Genomic DNA, 19,551 nt, shown 5'->3' on the forward strand with positions numbered 1-19,551 from the left:
GCAAAGGGGGCCTTCAGGACGTTGCCGCGAGGAGCGGGCCGGGGGTGGTCGTCAGTGACAGGGAGTCAGCTGCGAGAGGGTCGCGAGCGCCACGCTTGAGACGCTGAACGTCCCAGACGAGGCGCAGGAGACATCCCGCGCTCCTCATCACTCACGACCCAAGCACCATGCGGCCCCTGGAACCCGAGCCCGGGGCAGAGGGTAAACAAATGCCAGTCCCTCAAGGAGCCCTTCACGGCCTACCACTCACGAGGCTCGACGTGCGGCCGCCTCAGACCGTGGTCACGGCGATCGCGTTGTCCTCCAGCGATCCGAAGTACAGCGTCCCGGCCCGCTCGCGAACGCCGACGAGCACATGGAACCCGTCGATCTCGCCGCGCAGTTCGTGGACCTGCTTCCCGTCCGGGGTCACCCCGCGCACCCCGCATTCCCGCGCGGGCGCGGGCTGCAAGGCGGTCGGCAACGCCCGGACACCGGCCCGCAGCGGCGCGGGGAGCTTCCGTATCAAGGAGAGCGCGGGCACCTTCGGGCTGGCGATGGTGATCCAGATCAGCCCGTCGCTGCCGGTCGAGATGTTGTCGGGGTAGCCCCACAGATCGTCGACGAGGACATCGCGTTCGCCCGCGTTGGCGCCGGTCAGCCACACACGCGAGACCCGGTACGCGCCGGTCTCCGCGACGGCCACATAGGACTCGTCGGGCGGCAGCGCGACACCGTTGGCGAACTGGAAACCGTCGGCCAGCTGCTCGATCTTCCCGTCCGGGGTCCGCCGCAGCAGACGGCCGCCGGCGGTCTGCTCGATCAGGTCGTCGCGCCATTTCTCGATGCCGAACCGCCGCGACGAATCGGTGAAGTACACCGAACCGTCGGAAGCCACGGCGGCGTTGTTGCAGAACACGAAATCGAGACCGACCGCCGAAGTCGCCAACGTGGTCACGGGACCACCGGCGAGCGGCATCGTGAGCAGTCCGGCTTTCGCGTCGCAGATGAGGAGGTCGTCGCCGAAGAACTCCAGTCCGAGCGGACGCCCGCCGGTGTCGCCGAGGACGTCGATCCGCGAACCGTCCGGTGCCACGCGAAGGACGCGCCCGTCGTCGACACCGGTGTAGATCCGTCCCTGATCGTCGACCAGGACGTCCTCGGGACCGTGCCCGTTGACCGGGATGACCTTGACCTCGCCGAACGCCATCGCGTTTCTCCTAGCGGTAGGTGAGCAGTTCCGCGGCTTCCGCCTCGAAATGCGGATGTTCGTTGAACGACAGCATGGTCACCCCGCCGCGACCGGACACCAGTTTGGTAATGCCCGCGTTCACGGTGACCCGGTTCAGTTTCAGCAGCCCGGCCTCCGGCGTGCCCATGAGCGCGCCGCAGACCGTGGCGATGACCCCGCCGGAGCTGAAGACGACGGCGTGTTCACCTTTACCCAGCGAGGCCACGACATCGGCCAGCGCGGCCTTGACCCGCGCCAGGAACGCTGGCCAGGTTTCGGCGCACGGGCTGTCCTCGCCCGCCGAGACCCAGGCGTTCAGCGCACCGTCCAACGCGGCTTGATACGCCCGCGAATCGGTCTGTTGCACCCCAGCGGCGTGGTACTTCGCGATGTCGACGTGGTCGTACTCGTTCCAGCGCTCGTCCTCGACGACAGCGATCCCGGAACCGAGCACCTTCAACGCCGTGGCGGCCGTGTCCCGTTGGCGGGCCAGGGTTCCCGACCGCGCCTGGGTGAACTCGACACCGCGCCGCAGCAGTTCCGCACCGGCCACAGTGGACTGTTCGAAGCCGCGCGGCGAGAGCTGGTCGTAGTTCTCCGCGCCGAACGATGCCTGTCCGTGGCGGACCAGGTAGATCGCGCCCACCTACGCGTCCCCCTTCGCGATGATCCGGCGGCAGCGCCCGTCGAGGTAGCCGACGAACTGCCACAGATCCTTGAAGGCCGGGTTGTGCGTCTGTCCATTGTGGAACCGGAAGTAGATCTGCTGGATCACCACGGCGAGCCGGAACAGGCCGTAGACCTCGTAGAACGTCCAGTCGCCGATCTCGAGCCCTGACCGCTCCGCGTACCGCCGCACGAACTCCTCGCGTGTGTACATCCCCGGCACGTGCGTCGGCTGACGGCGGCTGAGCTTCATCACGTCGTCGTCATCGGCCTGTACCCAGTATGCGAGCGTGCTGCCCAGCTCCATCAGCGGATCGCCGAGGGTGGCCATCTCCCAGTCGAGGACGCCGACGATGTCGAGAGCGTCGTCGAGCACCAGGTTGTCGAGCCGGTAGTCGTTGTGGATCAAGCAGATCTTGACCTCGGACGGCTGGTTCTCCGCCAGCCACGCCATCACTTCGGCGCAGTCCGGGACGTTCTCCGTGCGCGCCTTGCGGAACCGCTCGGACCAGCCGCGCACCTGACGCTCGACGTAGCCGGCGCCCTTGCCGAGGTCGGCCAGCCCGGCGGCCTCGACGTCGACGGCGTGCAACTCCACCAGCCTGTCGACGACCTTGCCGCACAGTTCGCGCGCGCTTTCCGGCGACAACTCCAGCCCGGCGGGGAGATCTCCGCGCAGGATCAGGCCTTCGAGCCGTTCCATCACGTAGAAGTCCCCGCCCAGCACCGTTTCGTCGTCGCAGAAGGCGAGAACCTCGGGCACGTAGGGGAAGACGGGCCGCAGCCCTTGCTGGACCCGAAACTCGCGGCTCATGTCGTGCGCCGACGCGGCCTTGTGCCCGGCGGGCGGGCGCCGCAGGATCAGTTCCCGGTCCGGATAGGTCAGCAGGTAGGTGAGGTTCGAGGCCCCGCCGGGGAACTGGCGGACACCGGGCGGCGTGTCGCCGAGCCCTGGCACCCGCGCGGCCAGCCAGCCGTGCACCGCGGCGGGGTCGAAGGAATCCTCACCGCGTACCTCGACGGTCTTGTCCGCGGCCAGGGTCATGCGAACTTCTTCAGCACCGACGCGGGGATGAACCGGAACACCCTCGCGAGCACGCTCCACGGCCACGACGGCACGAACGCCTTCGCCCCCTCGGCTTCGATCGCCTTCACCATCGCCTGCGCGCCGGGTTCGGCCTTCGTGCCGAGCGGAACCTTCGAGATGTCCTCGTTCATCTCCGATTCGATGAACCCGGGCAGCAGCGTGGTGACCTTGATCGGCGTCTTCATCAACTCGATCCGGGTGCCCTCGGCGAACGCCCAGACGCCCGCCTTCGAAGCGGCGTACGCGGTCAGGTTGCCGGGGAAGGCGCGCAGCGCGGAGAAGGAGGACACGACCACGAGGTGGCCGTCCTTCTGCTTGCGGAAGATGCCCACGGCGGCCTCGATCTGGGCGGCCGCCGCCAGGAAGTTGGTCTGGAGGGTCTGCCGGTTGGCGTCGAACCGGCCGGAGCCGATGGGCTGCCCCTTGCCGAGTCCCGCGTTCACGATCACGCGATCGAGGGATCCGAGTTCCTCGCGGAACTCCTCGAAGACGGTGAAGACCTGGTCGTGATCGTTCACGTCCAGCTTCCGGGTGACGACGGTGATTCCGGGATAGGCCTTCTTGAGTTCCGCGGCGAGGGTGTCAAGCCTGTCCAGCCGCCGCGCGGCCAGTGCCAGATTGCGGCCCCTGGCGGCGTACTGCCTGGCCATTCCTTCGCCGAGTCCGGAGCTCGCCCCGGTGATCAGGATGTTCTTCCGCAGCACCATGTCTGGAGCGTACCCGTTGGTAACAAGTCCGGCGTCCCTCGGACAGGGGGCTGCCCCCGACGCCTGGGGTTCGCCGGGGGCAGCCTGTCCGAAAGGGCTCTACTTCACCTGAAGCAGCTTGTTCGCGGTGCCCCCGGTCGGGTTGCTGATCTTGCCGTCGGCGGCCGCGGCGACCAGGCCTTCGGCGACCTGGGCCGGGGTGGCGTCAGGGTGGGCCGAGAGGTAGAGCGCGGCAGCGCCGGCGACGTGCGGCGAAGCCATCGAGGTACCACTGATGGTGTTCGTGGCGTCGTCACCGGTGCCCCACGTCGAGGTGATGTCGACACCCGGCGCGTAGAGGTCCACGACCGAACCGTAGTTCGAGAAGCTGGCCTGCTTGTCGGTCTTGTCGCTGGCGGCCACCGTGATGGCCTCCTTGACCCGCGCCGGCGAGGTGGTCCCGGCGTCGGTGGACTCGTTGCCCGCCGCGAGCGCGAAGGTCACGCCCTTTTCGATGGCACCCTTGACCGCCGCGTCCAGGGCGTCGTCCGCGCCGCCGCCCAGGCTCATGTTGGCGACCGACGGGCCCTTGGCGTTCGCCGCGACCCAGTCGACACCGGCGACGACACCCTCGGTGGTGCCGCTGCCGTTGGCGTCCAGCACGCGGACGCCGACGATCTTCACGCCCTTGGCCAGGCCGTGCTCCGTGCCGCCGATGGTGCCGGCCACGTGCGTGCCGTGACCGTGCTCGTCGTTGGGGGTGTCGTCGTTGTCGACGAAGTCCTTGCCGCCGGTCGCGCGGTCACCGAAGTCCTTGTGCGAGCCGCGGACACCGGTGTCGATGACGTAGGCGGTGACGTTGTCGGCCTTCGTCGGGTAGGTGTACTTGGTGTCGAGCGGAAGGTCCGCCTGGTCGACGCGGTCGAGGCCCCACGACGGCGGGTTGTCCTGGGTCTCGCTGATCTTGAACGTCTTGTTCTGGACGACGTAGGCGACCTGCGGGTCGGCGGCGAGACGCTTCGCGGCGGCCTCGTCGGCCTTGATCGAGAAGCCGTTCAGCGCCGAACCGAACGTGCGGGAAAGCGTGGTGCCGTACTGACCGGTGAGGCCCTGTGCCTTGGCGGCGACGTTCGCGGTGACCTCGTTCGCCGTGGCCACGCCCTTGCCGACCGCGGTGGGCTTGAGGACGACGATGTAGCTGCCGCCGACCGCGTTGGCCGCACCCGCGCCGCGGATCTCGCCCTGCTGGTCGGCCTGGGCCGCACCCGCGCCGAACGTGGCGACCGCCGCGGTCACCCCGGCGAGGGCGCCCCCCGCCATCAAGCCGCTCCGGGTCTTTCGGGACTTCAGGTTCTTCCGGGACTTGCTCACTGGTTCCCTTCCTGCCGCGCCACGTGCGATCACCCGGGAGGATGATCGTTGCTGAGAGCCATGCAAGCCGGTGCGCTGGTGGCCGGGCAATGATTCACAGTTACCAGTACTAGGCCAAAAGGAGCAGTCCCGCTCGTCCGGAAAGTCGTTTTCGCCAGGCAGACAGTGCCACTGGTGCGTTACCCCAGACTGATAATGTTATTCGTGTTGTTATCAACCGGATCGGAAACGGCAGACGGGGGCGGTCGGGCGGCATATGGTGGCGGGGAGCGCGATCACGGACGACGACGACCAGCCACCGACGGCCTTCGCGACGACGTTGCGGTCGGCCATCGCCACCAGCGGCCTCAGCCTCGACCGGATCCAGGCCCGGCTACTGGCGCGCGGCGCGTCGGTGAGCGTGACGGCGCTGAGTTACTGGCAATCGGGCAAACGTCAGCCTGAACGGCAGAGTTCGCTGTCCGCGGTCCGGGTCCTCGAAGAGGTACTGGCGGTGCCCGCCGGTTCCCTGCTCAGCCTGCTGCCGCCACCCCGGCCGCGCGGGGCGTCGTCACGCCGGAGCCGCGCCACCACCGAACAGCCGCTGACCTTCCCGCTCGAAGCGCTCCAGGTCCTCCTGGAGAAGGTCGGCGCGCCCAACGCGCTCGAACAGCACCATCAGCTGAAACTCGTCGGCCTGCACGATCTGTGCGAGATCGCCGCGGACGGCGGGCAGCGCGCGGTGACCGCGCGGGCGGTGTTCCAGGCGGGCGCGGACGGCCAGGACCGCTGGCTGCTGGTCTACGCCCAAGGCGATCCCGACGCCGGGCCGCCGGTACTGAACACGCTGCGCAACTGCCACGTCGGCCGCGCCGAAGTCGACGTCGAACACGGGCTCACCGTGGCCGAACTGCTCTTCGACCGGCCGATCGACCGCGGCGAGACTCACCTGATCGAGTACTCCTTGACCAACCCCGGGCCGCCGTACCCGGAATGCCGGAACACGCATTACCGCGAGTTCCGGCGTCCCGTGCGGGAGTACCTGCTGGAGGTCCGGTTCGACCCGGGCACCATTCCCGCGAACTGCTGGCAGTATTCGCGGCAGGGCACGTCGCCGCTGGACCGGAAGGAACTCAAACCGGACCAGGGCAGCGGCGTCCACGCTGTCGCGCTCGACTTCGGTCCCGGCGTCTTCGGGATCGACTGGGAGTACTAGCTCTGCCGTCTCTTGAGTGGTAATGATGGTTACTGAGAGGTAAGGCAAATGTGGCGGCCCCGGCGCGGGTCCGGACTGGCTGGCGGAAGCGGCGTCGACCCCGGGTGCCCACACGAGACCCTTTCCGGGTACAGGTGTCCAACTTGAGCAGTTTGCGTGGTTTCGGGGTGGGGTCGTGAGTGACAAGTAGCGTTCTAACGCTCTTTATCACTCACGACCCCGCTTCAGAACCGTGCGCGCCCTGACCTTCACGGCGGCGACCCGATCACGACACGTTTGACTTACTTCTCAGTAGAACCGTCAATACCACTCACGAGGCTGGGCTCCTACCTAGTGCAGCTTGTTGCGCAGCACCTTCCCGGTCGCGTTGCGCGGCAGCTCGTCGAGGAACTCCACGTCGCGCGGCACCTTGTACCGGGCGAGGTTGGCCCTGACGTACTCGCGGACCCCGTCGACGTCCAAATCGGACTTCTCGGCCCGCACCACGAAGGCCTTCAGCCGCTGCCCGAATTCGGGATCCTCGACGCCGACGACCGCCGCCTCGATCACGTCTTCGCGTTCGACCAGGAGGTTCTCCACCTCGATCGGGAAGACGTTCTCGCCGCCGGAGACGATCATCTCGTCGTCACGACCGTCGATGAACAGCAGGCCGTCCTCGTCGAAGTGGCCGACGTCGCCGCTGGAGAGCAGCCCGTCGATGATCTCCTTGTTCCGCCCGTCGGTGTAGCCCTGGAAGCTCAGCCCGCTGCCGACGAACACCCGGCCGGTGACGTGCGGCTCGGTGATCTTGCCGCCCTTTTCGTCGTACAGCGCGACTTTGCAGCCCACCGGCGCGCGGCCGACGGTGCCCGGCGCCTTGCGCCAGTCCTCGGGCGTCGCGACCGTCGCGACCGCGACCTCGGTCGAGCCGTAGAGGTTGTGCACGACGTCGCCGAACGCGGCGGTCGCGCGGTTGCCCAGGTCCGGGGACAGCGCGGACCCCGCGACGAAGATGATCCGCAGACACGACGTGTCGTACTTGGCGCGGACCTCTTCGGGCAGATCGACGATCCGCTGCAGCATCGTCGGCACGAGGACCAGCGTGGTGCAGCGGTTCTCCGCGACCCCGCGCAGCGTCTCCTCCGGCACGAACTTGCGCCGCATGACGACCTTCGAACCGAGCGCGAAGGACAGGATGAACTGCGACAACCCCGTGCCGTGGAACAGCGGCGCGCCCATGTAGGTCGCCTCGCCGGTCCGCAGCGGGATGCGGTCGAGGAACTGCGCGGAGGCGAGCGCGGAGGTGTGCGGCCGCGGCGCGCCCTTCGGCGTCCCGGTGGTGCCGCTGGTCAGGAGGATGAACCCGCCCGGTTTGGCGGGCGCCGGCCACGGGCGGTCATCGGTGCTGGCGATCAGTTCGGTGACGATCGGGGTCTCGTGCCCGGAAAGCTCGGCGCCCGGATCGACCCACGCCAGGTAGTGCTCGACGTCGCCCTCGACCGCGTCCAGCAGGTCGGTGAACTCCTGGTCGTACACGAGCGCGGTGACGCCTTCGCGCTTCGCGACGTCCGCGAGCTGCGGTTTGGCGAAACCGGTGTTCATCAGCAGCAGCTTGGCGCCGAGCTTGCCCGAGGCGAGCATCGTCAGCACGAGACCCCGGTGGTCGCGGCACAGCGCGGCGATCACCGATCCGGGGCCGAGGCCGCGTTCGGCCCAGGCCCTGGCCAGCGCGTTCGACTGGGTGTCGAGCTGCTTGAAGGTCAGCGGGCCGAGTTCGTCGATGATCCCCGTCGCGGTCGGGTCCCGGCGGGCGGCGATCATGTTCGCGCCGGCGAAGGGGCCCCATTTCCGCACCATGACCAGCGAACGCAGCCCCTCGTCGACCCGCGGGATCGGGAGCAGGCCCGCTTGGCGCATCACGTCGATGCTGCGCACGGTCTCGGTCACCTTGCCCGCCACCAGAGTGGCGAGGCCGGTGGGGTTTCTCATCCGGGCACCTCCGTTGCTGCTGCGGCGAGACGCCATACCGCCGTCGTTCACGTACCGGCGGTATGGGGTTGCTACTCGACAGTAGCCGACCGATAGCGCAGGCGCACTAACCGTCTGGTGACAGAAATGTCGGGGGGAACCACCACAATGTGAGTGTGCAGGCGATCGCAGGTCAAGAGGAGGATGGCGACTTCGCGATCTCGATTTCCGGGGAGCCGGCGCGCCATGGCCTGAGCCTGGCGCGGTTCGTCGACGAAGTACGCGGATTGGAGGCGCGGCGGTCACCCCGATGGGTGTTCCCGTCGGTCGAGCGGACGTATCCGGCCCTGATCAAGGCAGGCGTCCGGGTCCGGCGCTGCCACGATCTGGAGCTGACCGAGGGGCTGCTGCTGGCGCACGAAGGCCGTCCGAAGGAATCGCGGAGCCTGCGTGCGGCGCTGGCCAGGGCGACCGGTCAGGAGCCGCCCGCCGACGAGCCGCCGCTCTGGGCCGAGGACGACCAGCCGACCCTGTTCGAGACGCGGGGCCCGCGGCTGCCCTCCGGCGTCACGGTGGTCGACGCCGCCCGCGTCGTACTGGCTGAGCAGGAGAAGCGCGTCGCACTCGCCGAACATCCGGAGCGGCTTCGGCTGCTCTTCGCGGCGGAATCGGCGAGCGCGCTGGCCGCCGCCGAGATGTCCGCCGACGGGCTGCCGTGGCGCGCGGACCTGCACCTCGAACTGCTCGCCGACCAGCTCGGCCCGCGGGTCCCGGCCGGGCACCGGCCGAAGCGGCTGGTCGAGCTGGCGGCGAAGATCAGCGACGCGTTCGGCGGGCGCCCGGTCAACCCGGACGCCCCCGCCAGTGTCATCCGGGCGCTCGGGCGCGAAGGCATCGAAATCACTTCGGCGAGGAAGTACCTGCTCCGCGACATCGACCATCCCGCCGTGCCACCGTTGCTGGAGTACAAGGAACTCGCGCGGCTGCATTCGGCCAACGGCTGGACCTGGCTCGACGAGTGGGTCCACGACGGCCGGTTCCGCCCGCACTACATCGTCGGCGGGGTCGTCTCGGGCCGCTGGGCCAGCCGGGGCGGCGGCGCGCTGCAGATCCCGAAGATCCTGCGGACCTGCGTCCGCGCCGATCCGGGCTGGAAACTGGTGGTCGCCGACGCCGCCCAGCTGGAGCCGCGGGTGCTGACGGCGTTGTCCGGGGACCGCAAACTGGCCGAGGTCGCCGCGGCCACGGATCTGTACGCGAGTCTCGCCGAGGCGATGTTCTCCGGCGTGCGCCGCGTGCCGGTGCCCGCCTGGGACGAGAGGACCGACCGCGATCGGGCGAAGATCGCGATGCTTTCGGCGATGTACGGCGGCACGTCCGGCGAGGCGGGGCCGCTGCTGGCCCTGCTGCGGACCAGGTTCCCGGACGCGGTGTCCTATGTGGAGCGTGCCGCGCAGGCCGGGGAACGCGGCGAGCGGGTCCGCTCCCGCCTGGGCCGGACGTCGCCGGCGCCGTCGGAGGCGTGGCGCGCGCTGACCGGCGGGGCCGCGGAGGACGAGGCCGGTGAGCTGAAGGCGCGTCAGGCGTCCCGGAACTGGGGCCGGTTCACGCGCAATTTCGTCGTGCAGGCGAGCGCGGCCGACATGACCGCGGTCCTGCTGGCCACCCTGCGCGGCAAGCTCCCCGCCCCCGCGCATCTGGTGTTCTTCCAGCACGACGAGGTCCTGGTGCACACCCCGGCCGAATTCGCGGACGAGGTCTCGCAGTCCATTGTGGACAGCATGACCGAGGCGGCGCGGATGCTGTTCGGGGCCGCCTGCCCCGTCCGGTTCCCGCTGCACATCGCCGCCGTGGACACCTACGCCGACGCGAAGTGACCCGCGGCGTCGTCCAGGGCCACTTTCGCCCCATGAACCCGACTCGTTACCACTGACCACACGGCGTACAACACCGGAGGCATCGTTATCCTTTTCATCACCGTGGGTAGAGGAATCGAAAGGACATGGTCGACTGACCAGCGCTATCGACCGACGTCGAAGTGTGGGTAGATTCCGGAAGATGGCGAAAAGGTCGCGCAAGAAGAAGGTGGCAAGCCTGTGGGGATACCTTTTGCTGGCCGCCGTCGTGTGCTTCTGGTTCACACCCTCGATCGGCCCTGGCGCGATCGCGATACTTTCGGGTTTCGTGGTGCTCTACTGCCTGTTCCAAGCTCCGATGTGGTGCTGCGCCGAAACACGGAATGACACACCCTGCCGCAATAACGCTCACGGAATCCTGCTCGGCTGCCACCTTCGACAACATAAATGGCAAAAACTTGCCATGGCCGTCAAGCAGCAATACTGGAGCAAGCTGACGAAGCGGGTGTTCAGTAGCGTCGGCGGGCAAGCCGCCACGTTCTCGGCTTTCGCCGCCATGCTCTCCGCGACCGTCGCGACCACAACCCTGATCGTCAAGTGAGCTGAAGGGAGCTTTCCCCGCATCTCACGCGAGGAAAGCGTCCTTCACCGCATCCCACGCGGTGAAGGACGCTTTCAGCTCACGGCGGCGTCGTCCAGGGCCTTGATGACGCGCTTCAGCGAGACGGGGTGCGCGGTACCGAGCGTCTGGGCGAAGAAGCTGACCCGCAGTTCCTCGATCATCCACCGGATCTCCCGCAGCGCGGGCGACGACGTCCCCGGCGGCACCGCGTCGAGGGCCGCCTGATACTCGTTGCGCAGCCACGCGATGTCGCCGGTGCGCTGGATGTCGCGGGTCGGTTCGGTCGGGAGCTTCTCCAGCCGCCGTTCGATCCCGCGCAGGTACCGCACGACGTGCTTCAGCCTGTCCTGCCCCGTCTCGGTCACGAAACCCTTGTGCACCAGGCCGTCCAGCTGCGCGCGGATATCCGCGAGCGAATCGGCCGGGCCCCGGGTGTCGGCCAGCCGGGTCTCGACGTCGTTGGCCGCGCGCAGGATCTTCTCGACGTTGGTCAGCACGTCGAGCACTCCGGGGTTCAGCCCGGCACGCACTTTTTCCTGCAGGACCGCGAAACCGGCCTCGTCCCAGCGCGGGCCGCCGTTGTCGGCGACGAGTTTGTCGACGGCGCAGTCGACGCAGTCTTCGAGCAGCGCCGCCACCGAACCGTGCGGATTGCGGTTCAGCACGAGTTTGGACGAATTGCCGAGGTTGCGGGTGATGAACTTCATCGGCGACGGCAGGTTCAGCCGCAGCATCCGCCGCGTGCCCGCCCACATCGACTGTTCCTGCTGACCCGGCGTGTCCAGCAGCCGCACCGCCACGGTGCCGCCTTCGTCCACCAGCGCCGGATACGCCTTGACGTCGTGCCCGCGCTGCTTGCTCGCGAACACCTTCGGCAGCTCGCCGAACGCGGGCGTCGTCAGGCCCTCACGCTCGATGCTGTCGGCGGCCTTGGAGATGGTCGCCCGCACCTGGCCGCTCAGGTCTCGTTTGAGCGCCTCGATGTCCTTGCCCTCGGACACCTTCTTGCCGCGGACGTCCACCACGCGGAAGGTCATCTTCAGATGCTCGGGTACCGAGGACAGCTGCCAGGCGTCGTCCGGGATGGTGACCCCGCGCAGGGCCTCCAGCTCGTCCGCGACGGCGTGCAGCAGCGGCCCGTCGGCCGGGCCGACCCGTGACAGCACGAGCTTCGCGTGGTCGGGTGCCGGCACGAAGTTGCGCCGGATCGCCTTGGGCAGCGACTTGATCAGCTGCGTCACCAGTTCTTCGCGCAGGCCGGGGACCTGCCAGTCGAAGCCGTCCGGGGTGACCTGGTTCAGCACCGGCAGCGGGATGTGCACGGTGACGCCGTCCGCGTCCGCACCCGGTTCGAACTGGTACGTGAGTTTGAAGGTCTGGCTGCCCTGAGTCCAGAAATCGGGGTAGTCGGCCTCGCGCACGCCGCCCGCGGTCTCGTTGATGAGCATCGTCTTCTCGAAGCTCAGCAGGTCGGGCTCGGTGTGGCGGGCCTTCTTCCACCAGCTGTCGAAATGCCGTGCCGACACGACCTCGGCCGGGACGCGCTGGTCGTAGAACTCGAAGAGCGTCTCGTCGTCGACAAGGATGTCGCGGCGGCGCGCCCGGTTCTCCAGGTCCTCGACCTCTTCGAGCAGCGCGCGGTTCTCGCGGAAGAAGTGGTGCCGGGTTTCCCAGTCGCCTTCCACCAGCGCGTGCCGGATGAACAGTTCGCGGCTCAGTTCCGGGTCGATCCGGCCGTAGTTGACGCGGCGGTCGGCCACCAGCGGGACCCCGTACAGGGTCACCTTCTCCAGCGCCATCACCGCGCCCTGCTTGCGCTCCCAGTGCGGCTCGGAGTAGTTCCGCTTGACCACGTGACCGGCGAGCGGTTCGACCCATTCCGGCTCGATCCGCGCGTTGACCCGGCCCCACAGCCGCGACGTCTCCACCAGCTCGGCCGACATCACGAACCGCGGCTGCTTCTTGAACAGCGCCGAACCCGGGAACACCGAGAACCGCGCCCCGCGCGCGCCGAGATAGTCGCCCTTGGCCGGATCCTTGAGCCCCACATGCGACAACAACCCGGCGATCAGCGACGTGTGCACGCGTTGCGGATCGGCCGGGCCGGAGGTGTTGAGGGTGATGCCGAGCGGTTTGGCCAGCTGACGCAGCTGGCTGAAGATGTCCTGCCATTCACGGATACGCAGGTAGTTCAGGTACTCGTTGCGGCACAGCCGGCGGAACTGGTTGGTGGACAACGCCTTCTGCTGCTCGCTGACGTACTCCCACAGGTTCAGGTACGCCAGGAAGTCGGACGTCTTGTCCGCGAACCGCGCGTGCTGCTCGTCCGCCGCCTGCTGTTTCTCCGCCGGCCGCTCCCGCGGGTCCTGAATGGACAGTGCGGCGGCGATGATCATCACTTCGCGCACACAGCCGTTGCGGGAGGCCTCCAGCACCATCCGCGCCATCCGCGGGTCGACCGGGAGCTGCGCGAGCTTGCGGCCGGTCTCGGTGAGCTTCTTGCCGTCGGACATGTCGAAGGCGCCGAGTTCCTGCAGCAACTGGACACCGTCGGTGACCTGGCGGCGGTCCGGCGGTTCCACGAAGGGGAACGCGGCGATGTCACCGAGTCCGAGCGAGGTCATCTGCAGGATGACCGACGCGAGGTTGGTCCGCAGGATCTCCGGGTCGGTGAACTCGGGCCGGGCGTCGAAGTCGTCTTCGGAGTACAGCCGGATGCAGATTCCGTCGGAGGTACGTCCACAGCGGCCTTTGCGCTGGTTCGCGGAAGCCTGCGAGACCGGCTCGATCGGCAGCCGCTGGACCTTGGTGCGATGGCTGTACCGCGAGATCCGCGCGGTGCCGGGGTCGATGACGTACTTGATCCCCGGCACGGTCAGCGAGGTCTCGGCGACGTTCGTGGCGAGGACGACGCGGCGCCCGGTATGACGCTGGAACACCCGATGCTGGTCCGACGACGAGAGCCGGGCGTAGAGCGGCAGGATCTCGGTGTTCCTGAGGTCCTGTTTGGACAGTGCGTCCGCGGTGTCGCGGATCTCGCGCTCGCCGGAGAGGAAGACCAGGATGTCGCCCGGCCCCTCGTGCTGGAGTTCGTCGACGGCGTCGCAGATGGCCTGCGTCTGGTCCCGGTCCTGGTCGGCATCGGGATCGTCGGGATCGATGATCGGCCGGTAACGGACCTCGACCGGATACGTCCGCCCGGAGACCTCGACGATCGGGGCGTCGTCGAAGTGCTTGGAGAACCGCTCCGGGTCGATCGTCGCCGAGGTGATGATCACCTTGAGGTCGGGACGGCGCGGCAGGAGCTGCTTGACGTACCCGAGGATGAAGTCGATGTTGAGGCTGCGCTCGTGCGCCTCGTCGATGATCAGCGTGTCGTACTGCCGCAGCATCCGGTCGGTCTGGATCTCGGCGAGCAGGATGCCGTCGGTCATCAGCTTGACGAGGGTGTCCTGGCCGGACTGGTCGGTGAACCGGACCTTGTAGCCGACGGCTTCACCGAGTTCGGTGTTCAGCTCGGAGGCGATCCGGTCGGCGACCGTGCGCGCGGCCAGTCGTCGTGGCTGCGTATGTCCGATCTGGCCGCGGATGCCGCGGCCGAGTTCGAGGCAGATCTTCGGCAGCTGGGTGGTCTTCCCGGAGCCTGTCTCCCCCGCGACGATCACCACCTGGTGGTCGCGGATGGCGGCGGCGATCTCGTCCTTGCGCTGGCTGACGGGCAGCTCTTCGGGGTAGGAGATCTTCGGGACGCCGTCGCGGCGGCGGGTGACCCGCAGTTCGGCGGCCTCGATGTCGGCCTCGATCCGCGCGGCGATGCTCTCGGCGTCGCGCGCCTTGCGGGCACCGTCGAGCCGACGCCGGAGGCGGTGCTCGTCGCGCGACATCAATGCGGGCAGGCGAGCGCGCAGGGCGCCGAGCGGGGAAGGTTGAGAAGCCATGACCGGCACCAGGATAGCCGTGCGTGACGATCGAGGCTTCCGAATATCCCCCACGTCACCACCACCACCCGCGTTTAGCGGGCTAAACGCGACGCCCGGCCGCGTTTAGCCCGCTAAACGCGAAGGTCAGGAGTGGGTGAGCGAGGAGGGGGTGAGGTCGGCGAGGGTGCGGTGACCGGACAGGCCCATGGTCAGGTCGAGGTCGGCGAGCAGGCTCCGCAGCACGTGCCGGACGCCGTCGCCCCCGGCGTGCGCGAGCCCGTACACCCACGGGCGCCCCACCAGCACGGCCTTCGCCCCGAGCGCGAGCGCCTTGGCGATGTCGGCGCCGGTGCGGATGCCGGAGTCGAACAGGACCTCCATCCGGTCGCCGACCGCGCTCACGATCTCCGGGAGCACGTCGAGCGAACCGACGGCGCCGTCGACCTGGCGCCCGCCGTGGTTGGACACGACGATCCCGTCCATTCCGGCGTCGACCGCGCGGCGCGCGTCGTCGGGATGCTGGACGCCCTTGAGCACGATCGGCCCGTCCCAGTGCTCGCGCAGGAACGGCAGCCTGCTCCAGGTGCTGTCGGTGCCGGTGATCATCGAGAGCCAGCGCAGGATCGCGGTGGGCGGATCCTCCTCCGGCGTCTTCTCCAGCAGCCCGCGGAACACCGGGTCGCTGAACGGGACGCCGAGGCCCTCCCCCTTGATGAACGGCAGGTACGCGTGGTCGAGGTCGTTCGGGCGCCACGCCAGGGTCCAGGTGTCGAGCGTGACCACGAGCGTGCTGAACCCCGCGGCCTTCGCCCGCGCCAGGATGCTCGCGCAGACGTCGTTGTCGGTGGGCCGGTACAGCTGGAACCACCGCGGCCCCTCGCCGCTCGCCTCGGCGACGTCCTCGATGCTGGTCGAGGACGCCGTCGACATGATGTAGGGCAGGCCGACCGACGCCGCGGCCCGCGCGGCCTCCGGCTCGGCGCCCTCGTGCACGATCGACTGGACGCCGACCGGCGCCAGCAGCACCGGCGCCGGTACCGGGGTACCCAGCACGGTCGTGGACAGGTCGCGTTCGGTCGCGCCGGTGAGCATCCGGGGCACCAGGCGCCAGCGGTCGAACGCCTCCCGGTTGGCGCGCGCGGTGGCGCCCGAACCGGCCGAGCCCGCGACGTACCAGAACGGCCCCGGCTCCAGGATCTCCCTGGCCGACTCCTCCAGTTTCGTGGCGTCGGTGGAGCACGGCGGGAAGGTCCCGCCGAGCCCCTGCAGGTAGATCTCGTTCTGGTAGCCGCCGAACCGCTCCGTCACCCAGGCCTCCTCGTCACGTCGCCCTGACCGGCTCGTCGCGGCGGGTCGAGCCTCGGACGATACCCGCCGGTAGCAACCAGGTGAGTTTCTCCGAGCGGATGACCGCGACTGGACCGATCACGGCCAGCAGGAGGACGTAGCCCGCGACGAACGGCGCGACCCGCGAGTCCAGTCCGGCCGCCGTCGCCATCGCGGCGAGCACCAGGGAGAACTCACCCCTGGTGAGCACGGTCAGCCCGATGTTGACCCCGGCCTGCCGGTCGAAGCCGTGCAGCCGGGCGGCCAGCGCGCCCGCGCCCAGGTTCAGCACGATCGTCAGCGCCACGGCGATCAGCACCGGCACGACCACCGAGCCGACCGCGTTCGGGTCGATGCTGAGCCCGAAGATGAAGAAGAACAGCGCGCCGAACGCGTCCCGCAGCGGGAGTACCAGCTTGTGGATCCGCGGCGCGACCTTCGATCCGCCGAGCATCATGCCGACCATGAACGCGCCGATGGCGTCGGACACCCCGACCTCTTCGGCGACGGCGGCGCCCATGACGGCGACACCGACGAAGCAGACGGTCAGCAGTTCGTCGTCGGCCGAACCGAACAGCTTCGACACCACCCGGCCGCCCCAGCGGGCGAGCGCGGCCATCACGATCAGGAAGGCGAAGGCCTTGCCGAAATCGGCCATGGCCGAGCCGAAACTCCCGGCTCCGGACAACACCGGCTGCAGCAACGCCAGGTACAGCGCCAGGAACAGGTCCTCGATCACGATGATGCCCATGATCAGCCGGGATTCGGGGTTGTTCATCCGGCGCGATTCGAGCAGGAGCTTGGTGACGATCGCCGACGACGAGATGCCGATGGCACCGGCGATGACCAGCGCTTCCCTGGTACCCCAGCCGAGCAGGAAGCCGAAGGCGAGTCCGCCGCCGATGTTGAGGATCAGGTAGATCAGGCCGGACCAGACGAGTTTGCGCCCGCCCTTGGCGAGGTCGTCGAGAGAGAACTCGAGGCCGAGGTAGAACAGGAGGAAGACGAGGCCGAGCCCGGCGAGCACGCCGAGTTCGCTCGGATCGTCCACAAGGGACAGTCCGGGGGTGTTGGGGCCGAAGACGAAGCCGGCCAGCATGAACAGGGGGATGGTGGGCAGCCCGATGCGGGCGCCCGCTCTGGCGATCACACCGGCGGCGAGGAACGCCCCGCCGACGGCCAGCAGGGCATGACCGGAACTCATGGAGACCTCCGATGGTGGCTGATTCGGGACGTGAGGACCGGATCAGCGCGGAGGCGCCCGCGCGGCGGCACGGGGCAGCGCGCGGGTGACGACGGCGGGTTCGCCCCGCTCGGGAGCGGGCCCGGCGTCGGAGAGGTCGACGGCCGCCGTCGCGGCGGGTACGTCGGGGAGCGGAACACCTTGCCCGCCATGGAAGGCGGGAAGCGGATGGGTCGCGAAGACGGCGACGGGATCGTCCGCCGGGGCGACGGAGTGCCCGTGGGGAACGGTCGGCGTGCCGAAGACGAAGACGAGCAAGATCAGGAGGAAGAAGACGGAACGGTGCCGTGGGGCGGGGGCACGGTTCGTCGTCATCTGGCCGCCACTTTACCAGTCCTTTATAGACAAATCGACGAGGGATCCGTCACGGATCACGCCACAGGGGCCACATCGGCGGCCCGCCTTCGACCGCGAAGGCCGGTCCGTGATCACGGAAACCCAGCCGCCGGTACAGTTTCGCGCTCTCCGGGGAACTGGCCTCCAGGTAGGCGGGTTCGGCGCCGTACCGGTCAAGCCCGTGCCGCAGCAGGCGGGCGCCGATCCCCTGCCGCTGCAGGCTCTTGCGGACACCGATGAACTGCGCGTGGTGGTATTCCCCGCCGGGGCCGCACTTCATCATCACGTCGACCAGCGCGCCGAGCCGTCCCAGCTCGTCGTCGGCGAGTCCGGCGAGCGCGTCGCCGTCCGGCTCGCCCTCCGCACCGCTGGACGTCCAGACGACCGCGGCCGACAGGTCACCGGTGACGTCGACGTGGCCGCCCATGGCCAGTGCCCCGCGCACCACCGCGCGGTAGAAGATCGGCAACGCCACGGCGCGGCGCCCGTCCCCGGGAAAGACCCACACGCTGACCGGGTCTTCGTGGAAGGCCTCGGACAGCACGTCGACCACAGTGTCCACTTCGGACGGTTCGACGGCTCGCACGATCATCGCCGGGCCTCCAGCCCGGCGGGTTCGCGTTCGCCGTCGTCTTCGAGCGGGCCGCCGATCCCGGCGTAGGTCTCGGGATCCCGGGTCCGCAGCACTTCCGCGCGCAGGAAACCCGCCAGAGCCGCGACGACCACGAGGCCGGGCAGCCCCCAGCGCAGCAGGAACGTCCCGGCCGGGCCGAGCAGCAGGTCGAAGTTGAGCAGGATCAGCGCGAGGACGGCCGACAGCGCCAGGATCGCCATCGAGGGCGCGATCCAGCGGCGCCAGGCGTTTTCGGCCGCGCGGCGCCGTTTGAAGAACCCGATCACCGAAAGCGAGACGGCGATCATGATCACCACGGCCCCCATCGACGCCGTCGCGCCGAGCCAGGTGAACAGTTCGGTGACCGGATCGCGTTCGGCGATCCCGAACGCGGCCACCACCACCAGGGCGAGCGTGGTCTGCGTGAGCGATCCGGCCACCGGCGCGCCGGTGCGCTTGCTCGTCTTCGCGAGCGAGCGCGGCAGCAGCCCTTCCCGGCCCAGCGCGAAAAAGTACCGTGCGACGGCGTTGTGGAAGCTCAGCAGCGCCGCGCACTGGCCGGTCACGAAGAGCGTGTAGGCGATGGCGGAGAACGTGCCGCCGAGATGCGCACCCGCCAGATTGAACAGCAGATCCGGCCCCTGCGCGGCGGCGGTGGTGACGATGACGTCCGGTCCGGCGCCCACGGCCAGCGCGAGCGACGACACGACGTAGAGCACCGCCGTGAGCCCGATCGCCGCGAACGTCGCCCGGCCGACCGTACGGCTGGGTTCGCGCGTCTCCTCGCCGTAGGTCGCCGCGCCCTCAAAGCCGATGAACGCGGCGGCGGAGAACGCGAACACCGCGCCCACGCCGGTGGTGAACAGGCTCGACGGCGCCAGCGGCACCCACGAAACGCTGCCACCGGCCGGATTCGCGAACAACGCGACGTCGACGATCGTGAGGACGGCGACCTCCAGGCACAGCGCCACCCCGAGCACCTTGGCGTTGAGGTCGACCCGCAGCACGCCGAGCGCGCCGACGATCACCACCAGCACCAGCGCGCACAGCCACCACGGCGGCGGTGAACCGGTGAGCGTCCCCAGCCAGGTCGACACCGCCCAGCCGAACAGGCCGTAGATGCTGATCTGGATGGCGTTGTAGGTGATCAGCGTGACGAACGCGATCCCCGCGCCGGTGGATTTCCCGACCCCGTTGGCGACGTAGGGATAGAAGGCGCCGGCGTTGGTGATGTAGCGGCTCATCGCCGCGTACCCGACCGCGAACAGCCCCAGGATCGGGGCCAGCAGGAGGAACGACAGCGGCACCCCGAGACTGCCGGTGACCCCGTAGTTCGTCGGGACCCCTCCCGCGATGGCGAACAGCGGACCCGCCGCCGCCACCACGAAGAAGACGATCTGGGCGGCTCCGAGCCGCCGATGGCCGAGACCGCGCCGCGGTCTGTGCGTACCCATGAACCCGTCCCCCGGACGT

General features: G+C 68.9%; 15 protein-coding genes. 3 read left to right on the top strand and 12 right to left on the bottom strand.

Translation table 11 applies throughout. The features are described from left to right. Nucleotides 1-271: 271 nt before the first annotated feature. From SD37_RS32425 to SD37_RS32445, 5 genes are all read right to left on the bottom strand, one after another. Nucleotides 272-1,189 (bottom strand): SMP-30/gluconolactonase/LRE family protein, encoded by a 918-nt coding sequence (locus SD37_RS32425; protein WP_044856112.1) that lies wholly within the window; start codon nt 1,187-1,189, stop codon nt 272-274. A 10-nt stretch (nt 1,190-1,199) separates the two neighbouring features. Continuing rightward, the gene (locus tag SD37_RS32430; protein ID WP_044856113.1) at nt 1,200-1,856 is read right to left on the bottom strand and encodes a histidine phosphatase family protein; all 657 of its coding nucleotides are present in this window, start codon (nt 1,854-1,856) and stop codon (nt 1,200-1,202) included. Continuing rightward, entirely contained in the window at nt 1,857-2,921 is a 1,065-nt protein-coding gene (locus SD37_RS32435) for a phosphotransferase family protein (protein WP_044856114.1), read from the bottom strand. Further along, complete coding sequence (locus SD37_RS32440; protein ID WP_044856115.1) at nt 2,918-3,670, bottom strand: SDR family oxidoreductase; 753 nt, start codon at nt 3,668-3,670, stop codon at nt 2,918-2,920. Before SD37_RS32440 ends, SD37_RS32435 begins: the two co-directional genes overlap by 4 nt. 99 nt (nt 3,671-3,769) lie before the next feature. Beyond that, a complete protein-coding gene (locus SD37_RS32445) occupies nt 3,770-5,020 on the bottom strand; it encodes a S8 family peptidase (protein WP_083255148.1) in 1,251 nt (416 codons plus the stop codon). 256 nt (nt 5,021-5,276) lie between these two features. Here SD37_RS32445 and SD37_RS32450 point away from each other — a divergent pair, with 256 nt between their 5' ends. Next, entirely contained in the window at nt 5,277-6,215 is a 939-nt protein-coding gene (locus SD37_RS32450) for a hypothetical protein (protein WP_174567870.1), read from the top strand. Between the two features lie 330 nt (nt 6,216-6,545). Here SD37_RS32450 and SD37_RS32455 read toward each other — a convergent pair whose 3' ends face one another. Next, entirely contained in the window at nt 6,546-8,183 is a 1,638-nt protein-coding gene (locus tag SD37_RS32455; RefSeq protein ID WP_044856116.1) for an acyl-CoA synthetase, read from the bottom strand. A gap of 149 nt (nt 8,184-8,332) precedes the next feature. Between SD37_RS32455 and SD37_RS32460 the strand changes: the two genes are divergently transcribed. Both SD37_RS32460 and SD37_RS42870 read left to right on the top strand, forming a co-directional pair. Continuing rightward, nucleotides 8,333-10,039, top strand: a complete 1,707-nt coding sequence (locus SD37_RS32460) for a bifunctional 3'-5' exonuclease/DNA polymerase (RefSeq protein WP_044856117.1) — start codon at nt 8,333-8,335, stop codon at nt 10,037-10,039. Nucleotides 10,040-10,220: 181 nt separating this feature from the next. Continuing rightward, nucleotides 10,221-10,619: a hypothetical protein gene (locus tag SD37_RS42870; protein ID WP_145926781.1), complete on the top strand. Its 399-nt coding sequence runs from the start codon at nt 10,221-10,223 to the stop codon at nt 10,617-10,619. Nucleotides 10,620-10,693: 74 nt separating this feature from the next. On the opposite strand, the gene hrpA is transcribed toward SD37_RS42870, so the two are convergent. The 6 genes from hrpA to SD37_RS32490 all read right to left on the bottom strand — a co-directional run bounded on the left by hrpA (nt 10,694) and on the right by SD37_RS32490 (nt 19,532). Next, nucleotides 10,694-14,524 (bottom strand): ATP-dependent RNA helicase HrpA, encoded by a 3,831-nt coding sequence (gene hrpA / locus SD37_RS32465; protein WP_236725489.1) that lies wholly within the window; start codon nt 14,522-14,524, stop codon nt 10,694-10,696. A 180-nt stretch (nt 14,525-14,704) separates the two neighbouring features. Further along, nucleotides 14,705-15,868, bottom strand: a complete 1,164-nt coding sequence (locus tag SD37_RS32470) for a lactate 2-monooxygenase (RefSeq protein ID WP_044856118.1) — start codon at nt 15,866-15,868, stop codon at nt 14,705-14,707. Nucleotides 15,869-15,881: 13 nt separating this feature from the next. After that, entirely contained in the window at nt 15,882-17,090 is a 1,209-nt protein-coding gene (locus SD37_RS32475) for a cation:proton antiporter (RefSeq protein ID WP_044856119.1), read from the bottom strand. Between the two features lie 42 nt (nt 17,091-17,132). Beyond that, nucleotides 17,133-17,444, bottom strand: coding sequence for a hypothetical protein (locus SD37_RS32480; protein WP_044856120.1), 312 nt, complete (start codon nt 17,442-17,444; stop codon nt 17,133-17,135). A gap of 49 nt (nt 17,445-17,493) precedes the next feature. After that, complete coding sequence (locus SD37_RS32485) at nt 17,494-18,057, bottom strand: GNAT family N-acetyltransferase (RefSeq protein ID WP_044856121.1); 564 nt, start codon at nt 18,055-18,057, stop codon at nt 17,494-17,496. Next, entirely contained in the window at nt 18,054-19,532 is a 1,479-nt protein-coding gene (locus SD37_RS32490; protein WP_044856122.1) for an APC family permease, read from the bottom strand. Before SD37_RS32490 ends, SD37_RS32485 begins: the two co-directional genes overlap by 4 nt. Between the last annotated feature and the right edge of the window lie 19 nt (nt 19,533-19,551).

Source organism: Amycolatopsis orientalis, assembly GCF_000943515.2.
GTDB lineage: Bacteria > Actinomycetota > Actinomycetes > Mycobacteriales > Pseudonocardiaceae > Amycolatopsis > Amycolatopsis orientalis.

Excerpts from the sequence above, each read along its gene's own strand:
- SD37_RS32450 (WP_174567870.1), top strand. The coding sequence starts at position 5,277 with ATGGTGGCGGGGAGCGCGATCACGGACGACGACGACCAGCCACCGACG.
- SD37_RS32425 (WP_044856112.1), bottom strand. The coding sequence starts at position 1,189 with ATGGCGTTCGGCGAGGTCAAGGTCATCCCGGTCAACGGGCACGGTCCC.
- SD37_RS32490 (WP_044856122.1), bottom strand. The coding sequence starts at position 19,532 with ATGGGTACGCACAGACCGCGGCGCGGTCTCGGCCATCGGCGGCTCGGA.
- SD37_RS32455 (WP_044856116.1), bottom strand. The coding sequence starts at position 8,183 with ATGAGAAACCCCACCGGCCTCGCCACTCTGGTGGCGGGCAAGGTGACC.
- SD37_RS32475 (WP_044856119.1), bottom strand. The coding sequence starts at position 17,090 with ATGAGTTCCGGTCATGCCCTGCTGGCCGTCGGCGGGGCGTTCCTCGCC.
- SD37_RS32485 (WP_044856121.1), bottom strand. The coding sequence starts at position 18,057 with ATGATCGTGCGAGCCGTCGAACCGTCCGAAGTGGACACTGTGGTCGAC.
- hrpA (WP_236725489.1), bottom strand. The coding sequence starts at position 14,524 with ATGTCGCGCGACGAGCACCGCCTCCGGCGTCGGCTCGACGGTGCCCGC.
- SD37_RS32440 (WP_044856115.1), bottom strand. The coding sequence starts at position 3,670 with ATGGTGCTGCGGAAGAACATCCTGATCACCGGGGCGAGCTCCGGACTC.
- SD37_RS42870 (WP_145926781.1), top strand. The coding sequence starts at position 10,221 with ATGGCGAAAAGGTCGCGCAAGAAGAAGGTGGCAAGCCTGTGGGGATAC.
- SD37_RS32435 (WP_044856114.1), bottom strand. The coding sequence starts at position 2,921 with ATGACCCTGGCCGCGGACAAGACCGTCGAGGTACGCGGTGAGGATTCC.
- SD37_RS32480 (WP_044856120.1), bottom strand. The coding sequence starts at position 17,444 with ATGACGACGAACCGTGCCCCCGCCCCACGGCACCGTTCCGTCTTCTTC.